The organism is Galbitalea sp. SE-J8, from assembly GCF_030345695.1.
Classification (GTDB): Bacteria; Actinomycetota; Actinomycetes; order Actinomycetales; family Microbacteriaceae; genus JAUASV01.
Genome location: NZ_JAUASV010000008.1, coordinates 112,374 through 131,110, shown reverse-complemented (window position 1 = coordinate 131,110; position 18,737 = coordinate 112,374). Strand labels below are relative to the sequence as shown.

General features: G+C 72.8%; 18 protein-coding genes and 1 pseudogene. 11 read left to right on the top strand and 8 right to left on the bottom strand.

Annotated features, from left to right (window positions below):
* On the bottom strand, positions 1-591 hold a 591-nt coding region (locus QT381_RS07650; protein ID WP_289248261.1), incomplete at its 3' end, for an IS630 family transposase.
* Between the two features lie 78 nt (positions 592-669).
* A complete protein-coding gene (locus QT381_RS07645) occupies positions 670-1,254 on the bottom strand; it encodes a beta/gamma crystallin family protein (RefSeq protein WP_289248260.1) in 585 nt (194 codons plus the stop codon).
* Between the two features lie 215 nt (positions 1,255-1,469).
* Between QT381_RS07645 and QT381_RS07640 the strand changes: the two genes are divergently transcribed.
* Complete coding sequence (locus tag QT381_RS07640; RefSeq protein WP_289248259.1) at positions 1,470-1,934, top strand: extracellular solute-binding protein; 465 nt, start codon at positions 1,470-1,472, stop codon at positions 1,932-1,934.
* Between the two features lie 113 nt (positions 1,935-2,047).
* On the opposite strand, the gene QT381_RS07635 is transcribed toward QT381_RS07640, so the two are convergent.
* Genes QT381_RS07635 through QT381_RS07615 form a run of 4 tightly spaced genes read right to left on the bottom strand, consistent with a single transcriptional unit; the run spans position 2,048 to position 6,186 of the window.
* On the bottom strand, positions 2,048-2,485 hold the full coding sequence (locus QT381_RS07635; protein ID WP_289248258.1) for a molybdenum cofactor biosynthesis protein MoaE: 438 nt from the start codon (positions 2,483-2,485) through the stop codon (positions 2,048-2,050).
* Positions 2,478-3,848, bottom strand: a complete 1,371-nt coding sequence (moaC, locus tag QT381_RS15745; protein ID WP_353889760.1) for a cyclic pyranopterin monophosphate synthase MoaC — start codon at positions 3,846-3,848, stop codon at positions 2,478-2,480. Before moaC ends, QT381_RS07635 begins: the two co-directional genes overlap by 8 nt.
* Positions 3,845-5,026, bottom strand: coding sequence for a molybdopterin molybdotransferase MoeA (locus tag QT381_RS07620; RefSeq protein WP_289248257.1), 1,182 nt, complete (start codon positions 5,024-5,026; stop codon positions 3,845-3,847). The genes moaC and QT381_RS07620 overlap by 4 nt, the downstream gene beginning before the upstream one ends.
* 20 nt (positions 5,027-5,046) lie before the next feature.
* Entirely contained in the window at positions 5,047-6,186 is a 1,140-nt protein-coding gene (locus tag QT381_RS07615) for a ThiF family adenylyltransferase (protein WP_289248256.1), read from the bottom strand.
* 145 nt (positions 6,187-6,331) lie between these two features.
* On the opposite strand from QT381_RS07615, the gene QT381_RS07610 reads away from it, so the two are divergent.
* From QT381_RS07610 to QT381_RS07585, 6 genes are all read left to right on the top strand, one after another.
* Positions 6,332-8,002: a substrate-binding domain-containing protein gene (locus tag QT381_RS07610; RefSeq protein ID WP_289248255.1), complete on the top strand. Its 1,671-nt coding sequence runs from the start codon at positions 6,332-6,334 to the stop codon at positions 8,000-8,002.
* A 131-nt stretch (positions 8,003-8,133) separates the two neighbouring features.
* Positions 8,134-9,324, top strand: a complete 1,191-nt coding sequence (locus QT381_RS07605; protein WP_289248253.1) for a PKD domain-containing protein — start codon at positions 8,134-8,136, stop codon at positions 9,322-9,324.
* On the top strand, positions 9,321-9,965 hold the full coding sequence (locus QT381_RS07600) for a MotA/TolQ/ExbB proton channel family protein (protein WP_289248251.1): 645 nt from the start codon (positions 9,321-9,323) through the stop codon (positions 9,963-9,965). The genes QT381_RS07605 and QT381_RS07600 overlap by 4 nt, the downstream gene beginning before the upstream one ends.
* A 5-nt stretch (positions 9,966-9,970) precedes the next feature.
* Entirely contained in the window at positions 9,971-10,312 is a 342-nt protein-coding gene (locus QT381_RS07595) for a DUF2149 domain-containing protein (protein WP_289248249.1), read from the top strand.
* Positions 10,309-11,031, top strand: a complete 723-nt coding sequence (locus tag QT381_RS07590) for an ABC transporter permease (protein ID WP_289248248.1) — start codon at positions 10,309-10,311, stop codon at positions 11,029-11,031. The genes QT381_RS07595 and QT381_RS07590 overlap by 4 nt, the downstream gene beginning before the upstream one ends.
* Entirely contained in the window at positions 11,028-12,086 is a 1,059-nt protein-coding gene (locus tag QT381_RS07585; RefSeq protein WP_289248247.1) for an ATP-binding cassette domain-containing protein, read from the top strand. Before QT381_RS07590 ends, QT381_RS07585 begins: the two co-directional genes overlap by 4 nt.
* A 131-nt stretch (positions 12,087-12,217) precedes the next feature.
* On the opposite strand, the gene QT381_RS07580 is transcribed toward QT381_RS07585, so the two are convergent.
* Positions 12,218-12,934 (bottom strand): YoaK family protein, encoded by a 717-nt coding sequence (locus tag QT381_RS07580; protein ID WP_289248246.1) that lies wholly within the window; start codon positions 12,932-12,934, stop codon positions 12,218-12,220.
* Between the two features lie 54 nt (positions 12,935-12,988).
* Here QT381_RS07580 and QT381_RS07575 point away from each other — a divergent pair, with 54 nt between their 5' ends.
* Together QT381_RS07575 and QT381_RS07570 are read left to right on the top strand one after the other, a co-directional pair.
* A complete protein-coding gene (locus QT381_RS07575) occupies positions 12,989-14,206 on the top strand; it encodes an acetamidase/formamidase family protein (protein WP_289248244.1) in 1,218 nt (405 codons plus the stop codon).
* Positions 14,203-15,936, top strand: coding sequence for an AtzH-like domain-containing protein (locus tag QT381_RS07570; protein WP_289248243.1), 1,734 nt, complete (start codon positions 14,203-14,205; stop codon positions 15,934-15,936). The genes QT381_RS07575 and QT381_RS07570 overlap by 4 nt, the downstream gene beginning before the upstream one ends.
* 212 nt (positions 15,937-16,148) lie before the next feature.
* Here the strand turns inward: QT381_RS07570 and QT381_RS07565 are convergent.
* A pseudogene (locus QT381_RS07565) lies at positions 16,149-16,298 on the bottom strand (IS5/IS1182 family transposase); the annotation flags it as partial.
* A 306-nt stretch (positions 16,299-16,604) separates the two neighbouring features.
* On the opposite strand from QT381_RS07565, the gene QT381_RS07560 reads away from it, so the two are divergent.
* Positions 16,605-17,408: a hypothetical protein gene (locus QT381_RS07560; RefSeq protein ID WP_289248241.1), complete on the top strand. Its 804-nt coding sequence runs from the start codon at positions 16,605-16,607 to the stop codon at positions 17,406-17,408.
* 78 nt (positions 17,409-17,486) lie between these two features.
* Positions 17,487-18,716, top strand: coding sequence for a pyridoxal-phosphate-dependent aminotransferase family protein (locus QT381_RS07555; RefSeq protein ID WP_353889759.1), 1,230 nt, complete (start codon positions 17,487-17,489; stop codon positions 18,714-18,716).
* The last annotated feature ends 21 nt before the right edge of the window (positions 18,717-18,737 follow it).

Sequence of the window (18,737 nt, the reverse complement as noted above, 5' to 3'; positions counted from 1 at the left end):
GTCACCGATCCGCATCGGCAGCATCGGCGCGGTCCGATCCAACGCCTGTATCTGGCTCTTCTCGTCCACGCACAACACGATCGCGTTCTCCGGCGGCGCCAAGTACAGTCCGACGACATCGGTGACCTTGCCGACCAGCTCCGGATCGGTGGAGAACTTGAACGTCTCGGACCGCCACGGCTGGACCCCGTACTTACGCCACGCCCGCGCGACGGTCGCGTTCCCGATCTTCAGGTGACCCGCCAGCAGCCTCGACGACCAGTGCGTCACCCCGTACTTCTTCGGCGGCGGCTGAAGCGTCGCCGTGATGACCCGCTCATCATCGACACGCTTCGGCCTCCCCGAACGCGACGCATCACCCAGCCCCGCAAGTCCTGCCTCGGCATACCGGTTCCGCCACTTCCACACCGATGTCGTCGTCGTTCCGACCTCGGCCGCGATCCGCGCGTTCGCGACTCCATCCGACGCGAGAAGCACGATCCGAGCCCTCATCGACAGGCCCGCACGGATCGCCGTCGACCGCGTCCACGACGCCAACTCGTCCCTGTCACCATCACGAAGCAGCAACGCCGGAGCAGGAGAATTCGCCATGACCAATTGTCCCAAACCACCAACCATTTAGGAACTAACGACACGCGACACTAGCTCTTACGACTCGACGGTTAGGACTTAGCTGCTGTACACGAGCGACGAAGCGTTGTTCGCCATAATTCCGATGGTCGCCTTATTTGCGTACGGCCCATAGTGCGCTCCGCCATAGTTGGCGTTCTCGTACAGCGTTGTCTTGCACGTGCCCCAACTCTTGAACGAGTCGATGTCGTCGTTCCAGCCGAAGTTGGCGAGGTTCGCGAATCCCCACGTGGCCCCGTTGCAGCTCGTACCGATGCCGTAGAGGTCCAAGGACGAACCTCCGTAGTTGGGGTAGGAGTAGATCGTTCCGAGCACAAACGTGCTCTGAGGCGTGACCGCGGCGGACGCGGAAGAGTCGAGCACAAGAGTCTTCCCAGTCGTCGCTTGCACTAGAGCGGGTAGCGCCGCGCGGGACTGCGCACAGATGACCACATTCGCAGTGATGTCTGCTGCGCAGTGATCTCCGGAGCCGTAGAAGGTAGCAGGGTAGTCCGCGGCCTCGTGCGTCGGCGTCACCGAAATGTCCTCGGCGTGGGCGCTTGTCGAGCTCAAGCCGATCGCGCCGAACAATGCCACGACAGCTACGCCCGCGGCGACCAGCAATCGCAACTTCTTAGTTGCCATGTTCTTCTCCCAAGATTGGTGCCCAGCGAGGTCGCCGAGCACCAATCACGTTCCTCGCATCAGTGGCATCTGTCAAGTAGATTTTTGGACTTTGAATGGAACCCAGCGGGCGACAGGTTGCGCTGCATCGTAAGGACGTGATCCGATGGGCAAGGGCGAGCGTGGTGGCGATGTCATATCCTGCTAACTCGCGGGCCCGAGGGCGTTAATCGAACATGATCACGCAGGGTTCCTGGAACGCGCGCGCCATCGCATCCGCCGGCGGTTTCCCGGTGGGGATCGCGCCGACGCCGATCGGCCCGACCGGGTCGCGCGCGACCGTGACCACGGCGCTCGGCGACTCCGTGTGGGCCGGCACCAAGCACCCCGAGGAGGCGAAGCGACTCGTCGCGTTCCTCGCGACGCCCGAGTGTCAGGACCTCGTGGCGAAGCAGGCCCGGGTGTTCCCTGCGCTGCGCGGCTCGTCGGAGCTCGCGGCCGCCGCGTTCGCCGATCAGGGCGTCGACGTGTCGGCGTTCACCGTGCAGCAGCAGGAGGGCACGGCCGTGCCGTCGCCGGTCGTGCTGGGCTGGACCCGCCTGCAGGAGATCATGGGCCCGACGATGGACGCGTTCCTGGCCGGTGCCGATCCGGACACGTTCGAGAAGGCGAACCGGCAGGTCGACGCGATCTTCCGCTGACGCGCAGCACACCCCCCCTCGTGTGAGGACGTTCTGCGCGTGTGAGGTCGGCGCAGACCGTCCTCACACGCGCATCCCGTCCTCACGTGGGGTGTAGGCCGAGCGCCGCGACGCTAGAGGCCGACCCACTCGCTCTCGCCGTCGGTGAAGCGCTGGCGCTTCCAGATCGGCACTGTCGCCTTGATGTCGTCGACGAGCTCCTGGCAGGCAGCGAAGGCCACGGCGCGGTGGGCGGATGCCGCGGTCGCGACGAGCGCGACGTCCCCGACCGCGAGGGCGCCGACGCGGTGGACCGCGGCGACCGTCACGGCGTCGGCGCTGAAACGCTCGGCGATGCGGACGCACGCGGCGTGCACGAAGTCCGCGGCATCCGGATGCGCCTCGTACTCGAGCGCGGTCACGCCGCGTCCGCCGTCATGGTCGCGCACGACGCCGCGGAACGTGACGAGCGCGCCGTCGGCCCGCCCGAGCACGGCGCGCTCGAGGGACTCGGCGTCGATCGGCCCCTCGGTCACGGATGCCGCGACCACGGCATCCGTCGTCTCACTCATGCGCCCCGCCGCCCGCGATCTGGGCGAGCAGGTGGTCGATCAGGTCGTCGAGCACGGCCAGGCCGTCGGCGACGCCGCCCGACGAGCCGGGCAGGTTGACGACGAGCGTGTCGCCCGCCGCGCCCGCGAGCCCGCGCGAGAGCGCGGCGGTCGGCACATGCGCGACGCCGCGCGCGCGGATCGCCTCGGCGACGCCCGGCAGCTCGCGGTCGAGCAGCGGGCGGGTGGCCTCGGGGGTGGCATCCGTCGGGCTCATGCCCGTGCCGCCCGTCGTGAGGATCACCCGCGGGCGCTCGGCGACCGCGGCGCGGAGGGCGGATGCGATGTCCGCGTCCGCCACGACGCGCACCTCCGCGGTGCCGAGGCCGTGACCGTCGAGCCAGGCCGCGATGCGCGGGCCCGTCGCGTCGACGCGTGTGCCGGCGGCGGCGCCGGTGCTCGCGACGACCACGATCGCGGGGGGAGCGGTGTGGTCTCGAGACGCGTCCTCGCTTCGCTCGGGCGCTCCTCGACCGGCGGGCGGGGTGCTGCGCTCGGGCGCTCCTCGGTCGGCGGGCGGGGTGCTGCGCTCGGGCGCTCCTCGGTCGGCGGGGGGAGCGGTGTGGTCTCGAGACGCGTCCTCGCTTCGCTCGGGCGCTCCTCGACCAGCGGGCGGGGTGCTTCGCTCGGGCGCTCCTCGACCAGCGGGCGGGGTGCTTCGCTCGGGCGCTCCTCGACCGGCGGGCGGGGTGCTTCGCTCGGGCGCTCCTCGACCGGCGGGCGGGGTGCTTCGCTCGGGCGCTCCTCGACCAGCGGGCGGGGTGCTTCGCTCGGGCGCTCCTCGACCGGCGGGCGGGGTGCTGCGCTCGGGCGCTCCTCGGTCGGCGGGCGGGGTGCTCGGGCGCTCCCAGAGGCCCGACTTGCCGCCCGTCTTGCGCTCCAGGCGCACGTCGGTGAGCGTCGCGGCCGGGTCGACCGCCTTGATCATGTCGTGCAGGGTCAGTCCGGCGACCGCGACGGCGGTGAGCGCCTCCATCTCGACGCCCGTGCGCCCGGTCGTGCGCGCCGTCGCGGTGATCGTGATCGCCGCATCCGTCGCGTCGTCGGCCGCGTCGAACCCGAAGTCGACGTTCACCGAGCTCAGCGGGAGCGGGTGGCACAGCGGCACCAGCTCGCTCGTGCGCTTCGCGCCCTGGATGCCGGCGATGCGCGCGGTCGCGAGCACGTCGGCCTTCGGCAGGCCGTCGGCGCGCACGAGCGCGACGACCTCCGCGGTCGTCTCGACCCGCCCGGTGGCGACGGCCTCGCGATCCGTCACGGCCTTCGCCCCGACGTCGACCATGCGGGCGCGGCCGTCGCCGTCGAGGTGGGAGAGCGAGCTCATAGCGACCAAGTCTCCACGACGTCGCCGGCGGCGAGCTCGGTGACGTGCTCGCGCACGACGAGCAGGCAGTCGGCCGCGGCGAGGCCCGCGACGAGGTGCGACTGCGGGCCGCTCGCGAGGGCGACCCGGCCGTCGTCGAGCCACCGCCCGCGCAGGAACTGCCGCTTGCCCGCGGGCGAGGTGGCCGGCTCGGCGAGCGTGCCCGTGACGCGGGCCGGGCCCGGCGCGCCCGTCCGGGCACGCAGCAGCGGCGCGAGGAACACCTCGAACGACAGCTGCGTCGACACCGGATTGCCCGGGAAGCTCAGCACCGGCACGCCGTCGACGACCGTGACGCCCTGCGGGCCGCCCGGCTGCATCGCGATGTGGCCGAACCAGCCGCGGTCGCCGAGCACGTCGCGCACCACCTCGTGGTCGCCCATCGAGATGCCGCCCGAGGTCACGACGACGTCGGATGCGGCGACCGCGCGCTCGAGCACGGCGGCGAACGCTCCCGCGTCGTCGCTGACACGCTCCGCGAGCACGGGATCGGCACCCGCCTGCCGGACGGCGGCGACGAGCGCGGGCAGGTTCGCGTCGTGGATCTCGCCGAGCCGGGTCGGGTGCTCGGCGAGCTCCGCGCCCGTGCTGATCAGCGCGACGCGCGGGCGGCGCCGCACCCGGGCCGCGGGCACGCCGGCCGCCGCGAGCGCGGCGAGGTGGCGGCTGCCGAGTCGCCGCGGCGCGGTCAGGATGGTGCCGCCCGCCGCGAGGTCCGAGCCGCGGTCGCGGATCCAGCGGCCCGCCGGCACCGTGTCCGGCACCGTGACCGTGTCGCCGTCGACCGCGACGTCCTCGACCTGTACGACGGCATCCGCGGTCGCCGGCACGGGAGCGCCGGTCATGATCCGCACGGCCGTGCCGGGGGCGAGGTGCGGGAGCTCGTCGACGGGACGCGCCGCGATCTCGCCGACGATGCGCAGCACGCCGGGCAGATCGGCGGCGCGCACGGCGAACCCGTCGCGCTCCGAGTTGCGGAACAGCGGCAGGTCGACCGGCGAGGCCACGTCGTACGCGAGCACGCGGTCGAGGAGGCCGGCGAGCGCGACCTCCTCGTCGCCGTCGAACGCGACGAGCGAGCGGATGCGATCGGCGTGCTCGTCGACGGACGGCGCCGGTCGGTGGGCGTGGTGCGGCATCCGCTCAGTTCCTCGGCATCTCAGTACCTCGGCATCCCGGGCGCGACCTCGCGGGCCCAGGCGTCGATGCCGCCCTCGAGGTGGCGCACCCCGGTGAAGCCCTGTGCGACGAGGTAGTCGAGGGCGTTCCTGGAGCGCACGCCGTGGTGGCAGTAGAGCACGTAGCGCGCGTCCGGATCGAGCCCCGCGACCGCGTCGGGCAGCGTCGCGAGCGGCACGAGGCGGGCGCCGGCGAGGTGGGCGATGTCGTGCTCCCACGGCTCGCGCACGTCGATGAGCCGCACGTCGATGAGCCGCACGTCGGCGGCGGGCTCGGCGGCGGGCTCTGCGGCGAGCTCGGCGGCGAGCTCGGTCGGCGTGACCGACACCGGGTCGGACTCGTCGGCCGCCGTGCCGCAGAACGCGTCGTAGTCGATGAGTCGTTCGACGGGCACGCCCGCGGGGTCGCGGTCGTAGGCGACCTTCTCGAACGAGGCGGTCAGCGCGTCGTAGAGCGCGATCCGGCCGACGAGCGGCTCGCCGACGCCGGTGAGCACCTTGAGCGCCTCGGCGGCCATGAGGGCGCCGATCACCGCGACGGTCGCGGGGAAGACGCCGCCCTCCGCGCACGAGAGCACGCTCCCGGGCGGCGGGGGAGCGGGGAACAGGTCGCGGTAGTGCGGCCCGCGCGCGGCCCACGCGACGCCGACCTGGCCGCCGAACCGGGAGACGGCTCCCCAGACCAGGGGCAGGCGCAGCAGCACGGCGACGTCGTTCGCGAGGTACCGCGTCGGGAAGTTGTCGCTGCCGTCGATGACGAGGTCGGCATCCGCCGCGATGCGCAGCGCGTTCCCGGCCGTGAAGCGGGTGGGGTGCTGCGTGACGCGCACGTCCGGGTCGAGGCGCGCGACGGACTCGGCCGCCGACGCGGTCTTGAACGCGCCGAGATCGTCGACGCCGTGCAGCGTCTGCCGGTGCAGGTTGCTCAGCTCGACGACGTCGTCGTCGACCACGGCGATCTCGCCGACGCCGGCCGCGGCGAGCGCCGGGATGACGTGGCTGCCGAGGCCGCCGGCGCCGACGACGAGCACGCGCGCCGCCGCGAGGCGCCGCTGCGCTTCCGGCCCGAATTCGGGCAGGATCGTCTGTCGCGCGTAGCGGGGCGAGGTCGCGTCGGGCACGGATCGATCGTCGCATCTCACGGATGCCGCTGCCGAGCCTCGCGCCGGATGCCGCATCTGCGGTTAGATGGTGCCTTGCAATCCGCACGTGCGGACGACGGCGTCGCGCGCGTGCATCCGCTCCGTGAGATGGGATCCCCGCCGCATGTCCGCATCCCTGTCCGCCCCGTCCGCCAGGCGCCTCGCGGGCGCCGTGGGGCTGGCCTTCGCCGTGCTCGCGTCGCAGGTCCTGGCGCTCCCGGCCGCGCAGGCCGCCGATCGCACGCCGCTCATCGTGGTCGGTACGAGCGACGTCTACGACTCCAACCTCGTCCAGGACGTCATCGAACCCGAGTTCGAGGCCGCCTACCCGCAGTACGACCTGCAGTACGTCAGCAAGGGCACCGGTGCCGCGATCGAGTTCGCGCAGGCCGGCAGCGCCGACGCGCTCCTCGTTCATGCGGCATCGCTCGAGAACCAGTTCGTCGCCGAGGGATACTCGCAGGAGGGCTACGGTCGCGCGATCTTCTGGGGCGACTACGTGCTCCTCGGCCCGGCGAACGACCCGGCGGGGGTGCTGACCTCGGCCCCGCACGACATCGCGACGGCGTTCGAGAGAATCGCCGCTGCGGGCGAGGCCGGCACCGCCAACTTCGTCTCGCGCGGCGGCACGCCGGGCACGACCGTGCAGGAGCACGCGATCTGGAGCCTCACGAGCGGCCAGCGCCTGTGCACCATGAGCGACGCGAACGGCGGCGGCACGTCGCCGAGCACGACGTCCGGCGCGTGCCCGAACACGATCAGCTACCCGTCGTGGTACCACGCGACAGGACTCACGCAGGCACCGAACATCGTCAACGCCGACGTCTGCAACTACAGTGGCGGCGGCTGCTACGTGTTCACCGATCGCGGCACGTTCAACTACCTGCAGTCGCAGAACAGCATCCACACCCTCGGCATCGTCACGCGCGACAACGCGGACTCCGCGCGAGGAACCAGCACCGCGCTCGTCAATTCGTTTCACGCGTACGCGATCAGCGCGAGCACGCGATCGGTGAACACCGCGGGAGCCGTGACGTTCCTGAACTGGATCACGTCCGCGCCGGCGCAGAGCTCGATCGGGGCGTACCTCGGAGCCGGCGGCGACGCGCCGTTCATCCCGTCGGCGGCGCCGATCGTCACCGCGAGCGCCCCGCCGTCCTCCGTCGTTCGCGGCGGCGCAATCACCGTGACGGGCACGCTGAAGAACGCGACGCCCGGCACGCCGGCGCTCGCCGACAAGACCGTGACCCTCACCGGCGTGTCGCTGAGCACCCCGGATGCGGCACCCGCGGTCGTCGCTTCGACGCGAACGGATGCCACGGGTGCGTACTCGATCGCGTACTCGCCGTCGAAGGACCTCCGGTACGCGATCGCGGTGCCGTCGATCTCGCAGGTCGAGAACGCGTCGCTGTCGCCGGTGTTCGGCGACGTGCTCGCGGCGGCGACGACCAGTCTGGGCACGGTGATCGTCACGACAAAGTCGACCGCCACGATCTCCTCGGTCAAGGTGAGCAAGAAGCACTCGGGTCTCATCACGGTGACGCTCAGCCCGAAGGCCGCAGCGGGTGACGGCGTCATCGCGCTGTACGGCCGCAACAGCAAGACGACGACGTCGGGACTGCACGTGATCAAGACGGTCGCCGTGGGGGCCGGGACGAAGACCGTCAAGATCCGGTACCAGCTCGGGGCGCAGAAGCACGCGTGGAAGAGGCTGACCTGGAAGCTCCAGGTCAAGTACTCCGGCCCGCACTCGGTGGCGAGCACCTCCGCGAAGAAGACGGTGACGCTGCACTGACCCGACGCCGTGCCCTCGCGGTCGCGTTCGCCGCGGTCGCCGTCCTCGCCCCCGTCGCGGTCCCGCCCGCGTCGGGGGCGTCGACGTGCCCGGACGGCGGCGCCTGCGTCGCCGTGCACATCGTCGGGACGATGACGGGCGACGTCGTCGTGTCGTTCGCCGAGGTGCAGGCGGGCGGACTGAGCGCGTCGTACGAGCTGCGTTCGGTCGCCGGGGGGACGACGTCGAGCGACCAGTTCGCCGGCATCTCGGTGCGCTCCCTCGTTCAGGACGTCGTCGGCATCCCGGCCGGCTCGGTCTCGTTCGCCGAGGTGACCGTCGCGTCGACCGGGCCGATGACCCTGTCGAGCGCGGACCTCGGCGATCCCGCGGACGCGGGCTACCCGTTTCCGAGCGGGCTCCTCCCGGCGTTCTACGTCGCCGGGAGCGACGCGCTCGGATACGTCCGCCCGCTCCGCGACGACGATCAGCCCAATGACCTGGCGCAGACCAGCGCGAACGGCGTCGTCGACCTCACGTTGCACACGTCGGGGTCGTTGCTGGCCCCGACGCTCTCCGCGGACCGCGACTCGGTCGACGCTGGCGGCACCGTGACGTTCACGACGAGCGGTGTGACGGCATCCGGGCTCGACTACGCGTGGGACTTCGGCGATGGGGCGCCGGTCGCGGGCGACGCCGTCGCATCGCACGCCTACTCGACACCGGGGCGCTACGCCGCGCGCGTCATCGTGCGCGGTGCGGACGGCAGTCTCGGGGTGTCCGGGCGCGTGTTCGTGACCGTCGGCGAACCGGCCGTGCTGCCGAGCGCGCCGCCCTCGGTTCCCGCGGGCGGCGAATCGACGACGCCGGCGGCGCCGACGACGGGCCCGGCCGACGGGGCCGGGCAGGATGTCGGCGGGCGGACGCACGACCGGAGCACCGGCCACGCGCACGACGGCCACCGCGACGACTCGGGCACGACCGGACCGTCGGATGCGACGACGGCCCCGTCCCGGACGCCGGAGGCCACGGCCGAGCCGTCCCCGCCTCCGGCCGAGCCGTCTCCGATCCCGTCCCCGGCCGACACGCCCGGTTCGACGGCCGGATCGTCGCAGCGCGAGATATCGGGGGTGCTCATCTCCGCACCCGGCGGGCCCGAGCCGACCGCATCCGCCGACGGCGCGCTCCAGGCGACCGCGCCGGAGCAGCGTGCCGGAGGCGGGTCGCTCGGCTGGGGCGCGGTCGGGGGAGCCGTTACCGTGGCTCTGCTGGCAATCGGGGTGCTCGGCGAGAGCGGAATGCTGCGCCGACTGCGACCCCGCCGAACGGGAGCGATCCGATGAGTGACGCGATCTACCAGGCCGTGTTCGCGGCCGCCGCGGTGCTCGAGCTGCCCGTCGTCGTCGTCACGCTCGTGGCACTCGCCTGGACGATCATCGAACTCGGCGCGTTCGTCACCGAACTCGTGCGCCGTCGCGGCCGGCGGCTCGACCGCGTCGCCGCGGCGGCCGATCGCGCGCGGAACGAGCTGGATGGCGGAGATCCGGATGCCGCCCGGCGGGTCGTCGAGCCGGTCGCGCGCACCGAGTCGATGCGGTCCGCGCTCGACGCCATCGTGCAGACCGTGGGCTCGACGCCGCGCGGCACGGCCGCGGAGGCCCGGGTGGCGAAACAGCTCGCCGACTTCGACTTCGGGGCGCAACGGCGGCTCGGACGCACCCGGCTGCTCGTGCGACTCGGTCCCGCGCTGGGCCTCATGGGCACGCTCATCCCGCTCTCGCCCGCGCTCAGCGGGCTCGCGAACGGAGACATCGACGCTCTCACCGAGAATCTCCGGGTCGCGTTCAGTGTCACCGTGCTCGGCATCCTGATCGGCGTCGTCGCGTTCGCGATCTCACTCGTGCGGGAGCGCCTCTACGGTCAGGACTACTCGGATCTCGAGTATGTCGCCGCCGTGCTCACCTCCGAGGCGGTGGCGGAGTGATCCGCGTGACCCCCCGATCGCGGCGTTCGGCGGATCGCGCGGGCGACCCGCTCGACGGCCTCGTGAACCTCTTCGACGTCGGCATCGTGCTCGCCGTCGCGTTCCTCATCGCAGCGCTCTCGTCGCTCAACCTCTCGCCTGCCCTCATCGGGACGGGCGTGCGCCGATCCGACGACGTCGTCGTGCAGCCCGGCCAGAAGAGCGGCGAGGTGCCCGACGGGGACATCGGCACGGTCGTCGGGGAGGGTGACCCCGTGGGCACCGTGTACCGGCTGACCGACGGGCGGCTCGTGTACGTGACGGATCCGACCCCCGCCCCGGCGCGGACCTCGCCCGACGGCGGATGAACTACGTCGTCGACGGCCTGGTGCAGGCGTGGCAGCTCATCGTGGGGGGCGACCCGTATCTGCGCGATGTCACCGTCGTCACGCTCCAGGTGGCGGCTATCCCCACTCTGATCGCGGTCGTGATCGGCCTGCCGGCCGGTGTCGCTCTGGGCATCGGCCGCTTCCCGGGGCGCAGGGCCGGGCTCGCTCTCGCGAACGCCGGCCTCGGACTGCCGCCTGTGGTCGTTGGCCTCGTGCTCGCGCTGCTGATGTTCCCGGCGGCCCCCCTCGGCCCGCTGCGCCTGCTGTTCACGCTCCAGGGCGTCTACGTCGCGCAGACCGTGCTCGCGCTGCCGATCATCGTGGCGCTGACCGCGTCAGCGGTGCGCTCGGTGCCGACCGGACTGCTCGACCAGGCCCGCGCGTTCGGAGCGGGCCGGGCATCCGTCGCCGTGCTCGCTCTGCGCGAGGCCCGTGTCGGCGTGCTCGCCGCGCTCATCGCCGCGGTCGGCTCGGCGCTCTCGGAGGTGGGCGCCGTCGTGCTCGTCGGCGGCAACATCAACGGCCTCGACCAGACGCTCGCGAGCGCTGCACTGTCGGAGGTCGAGGCGGGCCACTTCGCCGGCGGCCTCGCGATCGGCATCGTGCTCCTCGTGCTCATCGCGATCGTGTCCGGGGCGCTCACCGCGCTCCAGTACGGCGGCGGTCGCGTCGCGCCCCGCGTGGGTGCCCGCTCGTGACGGATGCGGTGCCCGGCGAGCCGCTCGTGCGCGTGCGCGGGCTGCGGGTCACTCGCTCGCGCGACGTCGTGCTCGACGGCATCGACCTCGACCTGCGGGCCGGTGAGGTGACGGCTGTGCTCGGACCGAACGGCGCGGGCAAGAGCACCCTGGTCTCCGCGATCGCCGGCATCGTCGCACCATCCGCGGGCAGTATCGAGCGTCACGGCCGGGTCGCGACCGCGCTGCAGGACCCGGGGCTCGCGCGCCGCAGCGCCCGCGCGAATGTCGAGATCGCGCAGGCCTGGTGGGGGATCCCACGGGCTGAGCGCCGCGGACGCGCCGACCGTGCGCTCGCGGCGCTCGGGGCCGCCGAGCTCGGAGATCGCCGGGCGACCGCGCTGTCGGGCGGCGAGCAGCGCCGGGTGCACCTCGCCCGGGCGATCGCCGTCGACCCCGAGGTGCTCGTCCTCGACGAGCCGTTCGCGTCGCTCGACGCGGAGACGCGGGCGGGCCTGCTGCAGGATGCGGCATCCGTCATCCGCGGTCGCGCCGGCGCGACGCTCGTCGTCGTGCACGACCGCGCGGAGGCGTGGGCGCTCGCCGACCGGGTGGTCGTGCTGGTGGACGGCCGGGTCGTCGCACAGGGCGAGCCGCAGCGCGTGCTCGACGCGCCCCCGAGCGAGGCGGTCGCCCGCTTCCTCGGGTACGACGGCGTCATCCGGCGAGAGCGCTCCGTGCTGCTCACGCGGGCCGCGCACGTCACGCTCGAGGCCCGGGGCGCGGAGGGTTCTGGCGCTGCGGGTTCTGGCGCGGGTTCTGGGGCTGCGGGTTCTGGGGCTGGTTCTGGGGCTGCGGGTTCTGGGGACGTCGAAGGTTCTGGCTCCGGTGACCCTGACGGCTTTGAGGGCTCGATCGTGCGAGTGACCCCGATCGAGGACGGATTCCGTGTACGCGTCGTCGTGGCGGACGGCGAGTTGTCGGCCGAGGTGCGCGGCGTGCGGCCGGCCGTGGGCGATCGAGTGCGGGTCGTCGTGCGCGGCGGTGTCGAGTTCGCCAAGCGGAGGTCGTCGTGACTCGCCCCGCGTGTGACCCGCGCGCGCGTGACCCGCGCGCGTGTGACTCAGCGCGCGTGTGACCCGCCCGCGTGAGGACGTTTTGCGCGTGTGAGGACGACCCGGACCGTCCTCACGCGCGCAAAACGTCCTCACGCGCGAGGGGCAGGGGCCGGGGTCGGGGCCGGGGCAGGGGCCGGGCGGCCGACGTGGCCGAGGATCGCGACCGAGATCGTGATGACGAACGACAGCGCGATGCCCCAGCCCAGGTGCACGCGCAGCAGGGCCGCGCCGGAGAGCGCGCCGAGCCCGATGAGCACGACCGCGGCCAGGCGGCGGAACCAGGGCTGCCTGCCCCGTCCGCCGAAGTGCGAGTCGAACGCCAGCCCGACGAGCGTCGACGTGACGACGACGGTCGTGACGTCCTTGACGGCGACCTGGCGCGCGGCGCCCGCCTGCGTGCCCATCGCGAAGCCGAGCGCGCCCGTGACTCCGTAGGTCAGCCACTCGGGCCGCGGCGCCTGGACGGCGATCTCGGGCACCGCGGCGACGAGCAGCACCCCGGCGACGACGAACAGCAGCCCCGTGGTGCGCGCCGACCAGCCGACGGGCCGGTTGCGCAGCACGCGTCCCGCGATGAGCGCGCCGAGCATGAACAGGGCCAGCGCGATGATCGGACCCGCGATCGGCAGGTTCTCGGCACCCGTCAGCGCCATGCCGAGGATCACGACGTTGCCGGTCATGTTGCCCGTGAACACCCGATCGAGGCCGAGGTAGCCGAGCGAGTCGACGACGCCCGTCGAGAACGTCAGGGCGAGCATGAGGCCGGTGTGGAGGCGGTCGCGATCGGCGAGCAGGCGGGACGGCATAGGCTCAGAATCTACTAGCGAAGGGGGCGGCTCCTGGACGGGGAGGATGGGCGGATGACGGTGCTGCAGCCCGGAACGGGTGCGATCCGGTCCGAGATCTACCTGCCCGCGACGCTCGAGACCGTGCTCTGGGGACGGCTGCCGTGCGCGACGGATGCGGCGGTGCTGACGATCGAGCCGGGCACCGCGGTCACGATCGACACCCTGAGCCACGAGGGCATCCTCGAGGACCAGGGTCGCGATCCGGCGGCGTTCTTCGCGCGGTTCGGGGTGCCCGTCGACGGCGTGCTCGACGACGCGGTGGCGCTCGCCGCATCCGCTCATCCGCACGACCCGGCCGTCGACGGGCCGCACGTCGTCACCGGGCCGATCGCGGTACGCGGCGCCCGGCCCGGCGATCTGCTCGCGATGACCGTCGTCGAGCTGCTGCCGCGCGTGCCGTACGGCGTCATCTCGAATCGGCACGGGCGCGGCGCGCTGCCGGGGGAGTTCCCGCGCGGCGGGGCATCCGTCGTGAGCGTGTTCGCCGCCGTGGACGAAACGGGGGCATTCGGCACGATGCCGCGCGTGCTCGGCGGGCCGCACGACATCCGTTTTCCGCTCGCGCCGTTCCTCGGCACGATGGGCGTCGCCGTCGCGGGCGACGAGCGCCCGCACTCGGTGCCGCCGGGCGACCACGGCGGCAACATCGACATCCGCCTGCTCGTGCCCGGCACGACGCTCTACCTGCCCGTGCAGGTGCCCGGCGCGCTCGCCTACGTCGGCGATCCGCACTTCGCGCAGGGCGATGGCGAGGTCGCGCTCACGGCGATGGAGGCGAGCCTGCGCGCGACGGTGCGGTTCGACGTGGTTCCCGCCGCGGATCGCGCGTCGCTCGGCCTCTCGGCGCTCACCGGCCCGTTCGTCGCGACGCCCGAGTACGCCGTGCCGACGGGCATCGACCTCGACCTCGACGAGGCGGTGCGCAAGACGGTGCGTACCGCGATCGCGTTCCTCGGCGAGCGCTACGGCCTCGATCCGGAGCACGCGCTCGCCTACCTCTCGGCCGCGACCGACTTCGACATCTCGCAGGTCGTCGACCGCGTGAGCGGGGTGCACGCGCGCATCCGCACGGCGGACTTCGACCGGGCGCCCGGGTCGGGTGAGCTGCCCGGGTCGGGCGGGGTGCCCTGGTCGGACGAGCCGCCCCGCTCACCCGAGCGAGTTACCCGAGATCGGCCGGAATCCCGGACCGGTTCGAGTAACACGCTCGGGTCAGAGGAGGGCGCGTGAGCGGCGGCTGGCCCGAGGGGCTCGAGAGCGCGTTCCTCGCCTACGAGCGCGCGCTCATGGCGAACGACCTCGCGGCGCTCGACGATCTCTTCGTCGACGCCCCGGACACCCTGCGCGGCGACGCGGGCGGCATCCTCGTCGGGCACGACGCGATCAGCGCGTTCCGGCGCGGACGCGGCGGGGCGCCGAAGCGCGAGCTCGGCCCGGTCGACGTGCGTCCGATCGGCGCGGATGCGGCGCTCGTCATCGCCGTGACCCTGCCGCTCACCGGCGGCCGGGGCCAGCAGACGCAGCTCTGGCGCCGCGTCCCGGGGGATGCGAGTGCGGCGGCCGCGCCGAGTCCGGCGGCCGCGCCGAGCCTGGCGGCCGAGCCGAGCCCGGCGGCCGAGCCGAGCCCGGCGGCCGAGCCGAGCCCGGCGGCCGCGCCGAGCCTGACCCCCGCGCCGAGCCCGGCGCCCCCCGCGACGGATGCCGGCGCCTGGAAGGTCGCGGCGGCGCACGTGAGCCTTCCCGCGCCCGCGGTCGCGGCATCCGTCTGGCGAGTGGTCGGCGCACCGCTCGCGCCCGCCTCGGAGCCGGGGGGCCTCGACGGCGAGACCGTCGCGGTCAAGGACCTGTTCGCGGTCGCGGGGTACCCGACGGGCGGCGGCGTGCCCGCCTACCTCGCCGGGCAGGGTCCGCAGCCGGAGCACGCCGAGGCCGTCGAGGCGCTCGCCGCGCACGGCGCCGACCTGGCCGGCATCGCGCACACCGACGAGTTCGCGTACTCGATCGCGGGGCGCAACCCGCACTACGGCACCCCGCCGAACGGCGCGGTGCCCGGGGCTATCCCGGGCGGCTCGTCGAGCGGACCCGCCTCGGCCGTCGCGCTCGGCCAGGCGTCGATCGGGCTCGCGACCGACACGGGCGGGTCGATCCGCGTGCCGGCGAGCTACCAGGGACTGTGGGGGCTGCGCACGACGCACGGCGCGGTGCCGACCGGCGGCCTGCTGCCGCTCGCGCCCTCGTTCGACACCGTCGGCTGGCTCACGCGCGACGCGGACACGCTGCGGCGCGCTGCGGCGGCCTCGCTCGATGCGGGCGCGCAGCGCGCGGTCGGCGCCGAGTTCGCGGTCGCTCCCGCGCTGCTCGACGTGCTCGAGCCCGACGTGCGGGACGCGTTCGAGCGCTTCCTCGGGTCGGCGCCCACGGCGGCCGAGGTCGGCGTCGACGTCGACGTCGAGCGCTGGGTCGAGGCGTTCCGGGTCGTGCAGGCCGCAGAGGCGTGGCGCTCGCACGGAGCCTGGATCGAGGCCCACGGCGGCGTGAACGGCGGTGCGCTGGGCGGCGCGGTCGCCGGCCGCTTCGCGTTCGCGGCATCCGTCACCCCCGAGCAGGAGACGGATGCGCGGGCCGCGGCCGCCCGCGCGCGTGCGGAGATCGAGGCAGCGCTCGGCGACCGCGTGCTGCTGCTGCCGAGCGCCTCATCCGTCGCGCCGTCGACGACCGCGGACGAGGGCGACATCGAGCGCACCCGCAGCGGCACGCTGCGGCTCACGTGCATCGCCGGGCTCAGCGGGCGTCCGGGGCTGAGCGTGCCGGCACTCGGCGTGCCGCGCGCCGGCTCGCTGTTCGACGCGCCGGTCGGGCTGTGCCTGGTCGGGCCGCGGTTCAGCGACCTCGCGCTCATCGATCTCGCGCTCGCGGATCTCGCGCTCGTGGATCGCGGGGCGTCGCTGCTCGCCCGATGACGCGTGCCGTCGGCGGGTGCGCGTGCGTCCGGGCGGCACGTTGCGAGATCAGAGTTCATGCCGCTGCCGACGTCGGTTGGCGCCTCCGTGACGCTCGAGGGAACACTTGCCAAGAATCAAGTCAGGAATCGTCGCGAGGCCCAACATCCTGAGTGAGTTCGCGCAGCGCAAACTCCACTTCGGACCTCGCGGCCTCCTGCTGAGCCGCGTCATTTGCGGTGCCCGATCTGGTCGGACGGCTCGGGGATGACCGCGGTGATGCCTCGTTCGCGCAGGTCCTGCCGGACCGCCCGGGACGCGTAGGCCTTGTCGGCCCGGACACGTTCGCGGCGCGTGCGCGGTCGCCCGGGTCTTGCCCGGCGCACCGACGGTGGCCCGCCAGGATGGGGAACATGGGTGGGTCGCCGGCCACCGCGCCCGACCGGGACGACCAGAGGACGACGGCAGCCGCGCCCGGATCCGCTCCCACCGGGCATCCGTCAAACCGTCAAAACAGCACCAGTTAGTCGACTTCGTCGAGCGAACGGGCCCCGCCCTCCGGGCCGGCGCCCGTGCCTCTCGCCCGGGGCCTGTGGAGGAACGACCCCGTCCATGCCCCCCGTTTGGGAGGGTCTGAGCATTCCGTGCGCAGGGGAAGCGCGGATGTCCCACCCACCCAGGAGCACCACGTGAAATCCCTCCAGCTCGCCGCGGTCGCCGCGGTCGCATCCGCCCTCGTCCTCGGCGGCATCGCCGCGCCCGCGAGCGCCGCCACGGAACAGCCGATCGCCGGGTTCATCAACCCGGCGACCACCGCCGTCGCCGTTCCGGCACTCGGGGCGGCGACGCTGCCGTTCAGCACGAACGCGTTCGATCCGCGCTACGGCGGCGACCTCGACCTCACGATCGTCGCGAACGGGGCCACGTACGCCCGGCCCTACGCCGCCGACGTCGACACCGCCGGGAACGGCACCCTCGACATCATCAAGTCGCTCAGCTACGCGGTGTTCGACTACGGCAGCGTGCCCGCCGGCACATACACCCTCACGCTCACGAGTGCGGGCGAGCAGTACTACAACGACGACTACTCGGTGAAGACGATCGTGGGCGCGGCGCAGAGTGCGCCCGTCACGGTCACGGTCTCGAAGGTCACGACGACGATCACCGGCTGGAAGACCAAGGCCAAGTCGGCGAAGTACCGCAAGCGCATCCGGGTCAGTTCGCCGACGGTCCACGGTCTCGGACCGGACGCGAAGATCGTCATCCAGTACAGGAAGAAGGGCGCGAAGAAATGGAAGGCCGACGAGTCGTCCACGACGCCCTCCTACGCCCCGCTGACGTACAAGCTCCGAACGCAGCCCTTCAACGGCGTGCACGTCAAGGGCAAGATCAGGCCTCTCAAGCGCGGCACCTACTACTTCCGCATCCTGATCAAGCCGAGCCCGTATGTGACCGGCGCGGCTACGAAGCAGATCAAGCTCACCTGGAGGTGATGTCGCCGCCGCGTTCACTCCCCTGAAACATTCGTTCCGTAGAATGACCTTGCCGGAACAAATGACTCAGAGGATGCCGTGACCCCGTCGATCGCCGCCCTGCCCATCGACCCGCCCGCGCGCCTGCTCATGGGCCCGGGGCCGATCTCCGCCGACCCGCGCGTGCTGCGCGCGATGAGCGCCCGGCTCGTCGGCCAGTTCGATCCGTGGATGACGGATGCGATGAGCGAGACCCAGGCGCTCTACCGCGACGTCTTCCAGACCGCGAACGACGCCACGCTGCTCATCGACGGCACGAGCCGGGCCGGCATCGAGGCCGCGCTCGTGAGCCTCATCGAGCCGGGGGACCGCGTGCTCGTGCCCGTGTTCGGCCGCTTCGGGCACCTGCTGCGCGAGATCGCCGAGCGCTGCGGCGCCGACGTCCATGTCGTCGAGCGCGAGTGGGGCACGGTCTTCACCGCGAGCGAGATCGAGGCCGCGATACGCGAGACGACGCCGAAGATCCTCGCGATCGTGCACGGCGACACCTCGACGACGCTCGCACAGCCGCTCGACGAGCTCGGCGCGATCTGCGAGAGGCATGGCGTCATCCTGTACACGGATGTCACGGCGAGCCTCGGCGGCAACACCTTCCGCACCGACGCGTGGGGCGTCGACGTCGCGACCGCCGGTCTGCAGAAGTGCCTCGGCGGCCCCTCCGGGTCGAGCCCGATCACGATCTCGGACCGCGCCCGCGCCCTCATCGAGGCGCGCACGAGCATCGAGGCCGGCATCCGGGCGGACGGGGAGGAGACGCAGGAGCGCCGCATCCGCTCCAACTACTTCGACCTCGCGCAGATCCTCGAGTACTGGGGGCCGCGCCGGCTCAACCACCACACCGAGGCCACGACGATGCTCTACGGCGCGCGGGAGTGCGCGCGCCTGCTCGTCGAGGAGGGCATCGACGCGGCCGTCGCGCGGCACGCGCTGCACGGCTCCGCGATGGCCGCGGGGCTCACCGCGATGGGCCTCGAACTGTACGGCGACCGGAGCGTCAGGATGAACAACGTCGTCGGCGTCGTCGTGCCCGACGGCATCCCGGCCGACGGCGCCCGCACCGCGATGCTCGACGACTTCGCGATCGAGATCGGCACGTCGTTCGGTCCGCTGCACGGCAAGGTCTGGCGCATCGGCACGATGGGCTACAACGCGCGGAAGGATGCCGTGCTCACCACGCTCGCGGCCCTCGAGAACGTGCTCGCTCGCGGCGGGTTCGCGCTGACCGCGGGGGCGGGAGTCGCCGGCGCACTGGAGGTGTACGCCGCGTGAACCCTTCGACAGGCCCAGGGA

Excerpts from the sequence above, each read along its gene's own strand:
- QT381_RS07645 (WP_289248260.1), bottom strand. The coding sequence starts at position 1,254 with ATGGCAACTAAGAAGTTGCGATTGCTGGTCGCCGCGGGCGTAGCTGTC.
- QT381_RS07640 (WP_289248259.1), top strand. The coding sequence starts at position 1,470 with ATGATCACGCAGGGTTCCTGGAACGCGCGCGCCATCGCATCCGCCGGC.
- QT381_RS07635 (WP_289248258.1), bottom strand. The coding sequence starts at position 2,485 with ATGAGTGAGACGACGGATGCCGTGGTCGCGGCATCCGTGACCGAGGGG.
- moaC (WP_353889760.1), bottom strand. The coding sequence starts at position 3,848 with ATGAGCTCGCTCTCCCACCTCGACGGCGACGGCCGCGCCCGCATGGTC.
- QT381_RS07620 (WP_289248257.1), bottom strand. The coding sequence starts at position 5,026 with ATGCCGCACCACGCCCACCGACCGGCGCCGTCCGTCGACGAGCACGCC.
- QT381_RS07610 (WP_289248255.1), top strand. The coding sequence starts at position 6,332 with ATGTCCGCATCCCTGTCCGCCCCGTCCGCCAGGCGCCTCGCGGGCGCC.
- QT381_RS07605 (WP_289248253.1), top strand. The coding sequence starts at position 8,134 with ATGACGGGCGACGTCGTCGTGTCGTTCGCCGAGGTGCAGGCGGGCGGA.
- QT381_RS07600 (WP_289248251.1), top strand. The coding sequence starts at position 9,321 with ATGAGTGACGCGATCTACCAGGCCGTGTTCGCGGCCGCCGCGGTGCTC.
- QT381_RS07590 (WP_289248248.1), top strand. The coding sequence starts at position 10,309 with ATGAACTACGTCGTCGACGGCCTGGTGCAGGCGTGGCAGCTCATCGTG.
- QT381_RS07580 (WP_289248246.1), bottom strand. The coding sequence starts at position 12,934 with ATGCCGTCCCGCCTGCTCGCCGATCGCGACCGCCTCCACACCGGCCTC.
- QT381_RS07575 (WP_289248244.1), top strand. The coding sequence starts at position 12,989 with ATGACGGTGCTGCAGCCCGGAACGGGTGCGATCCGGTCCGAGATCTAC.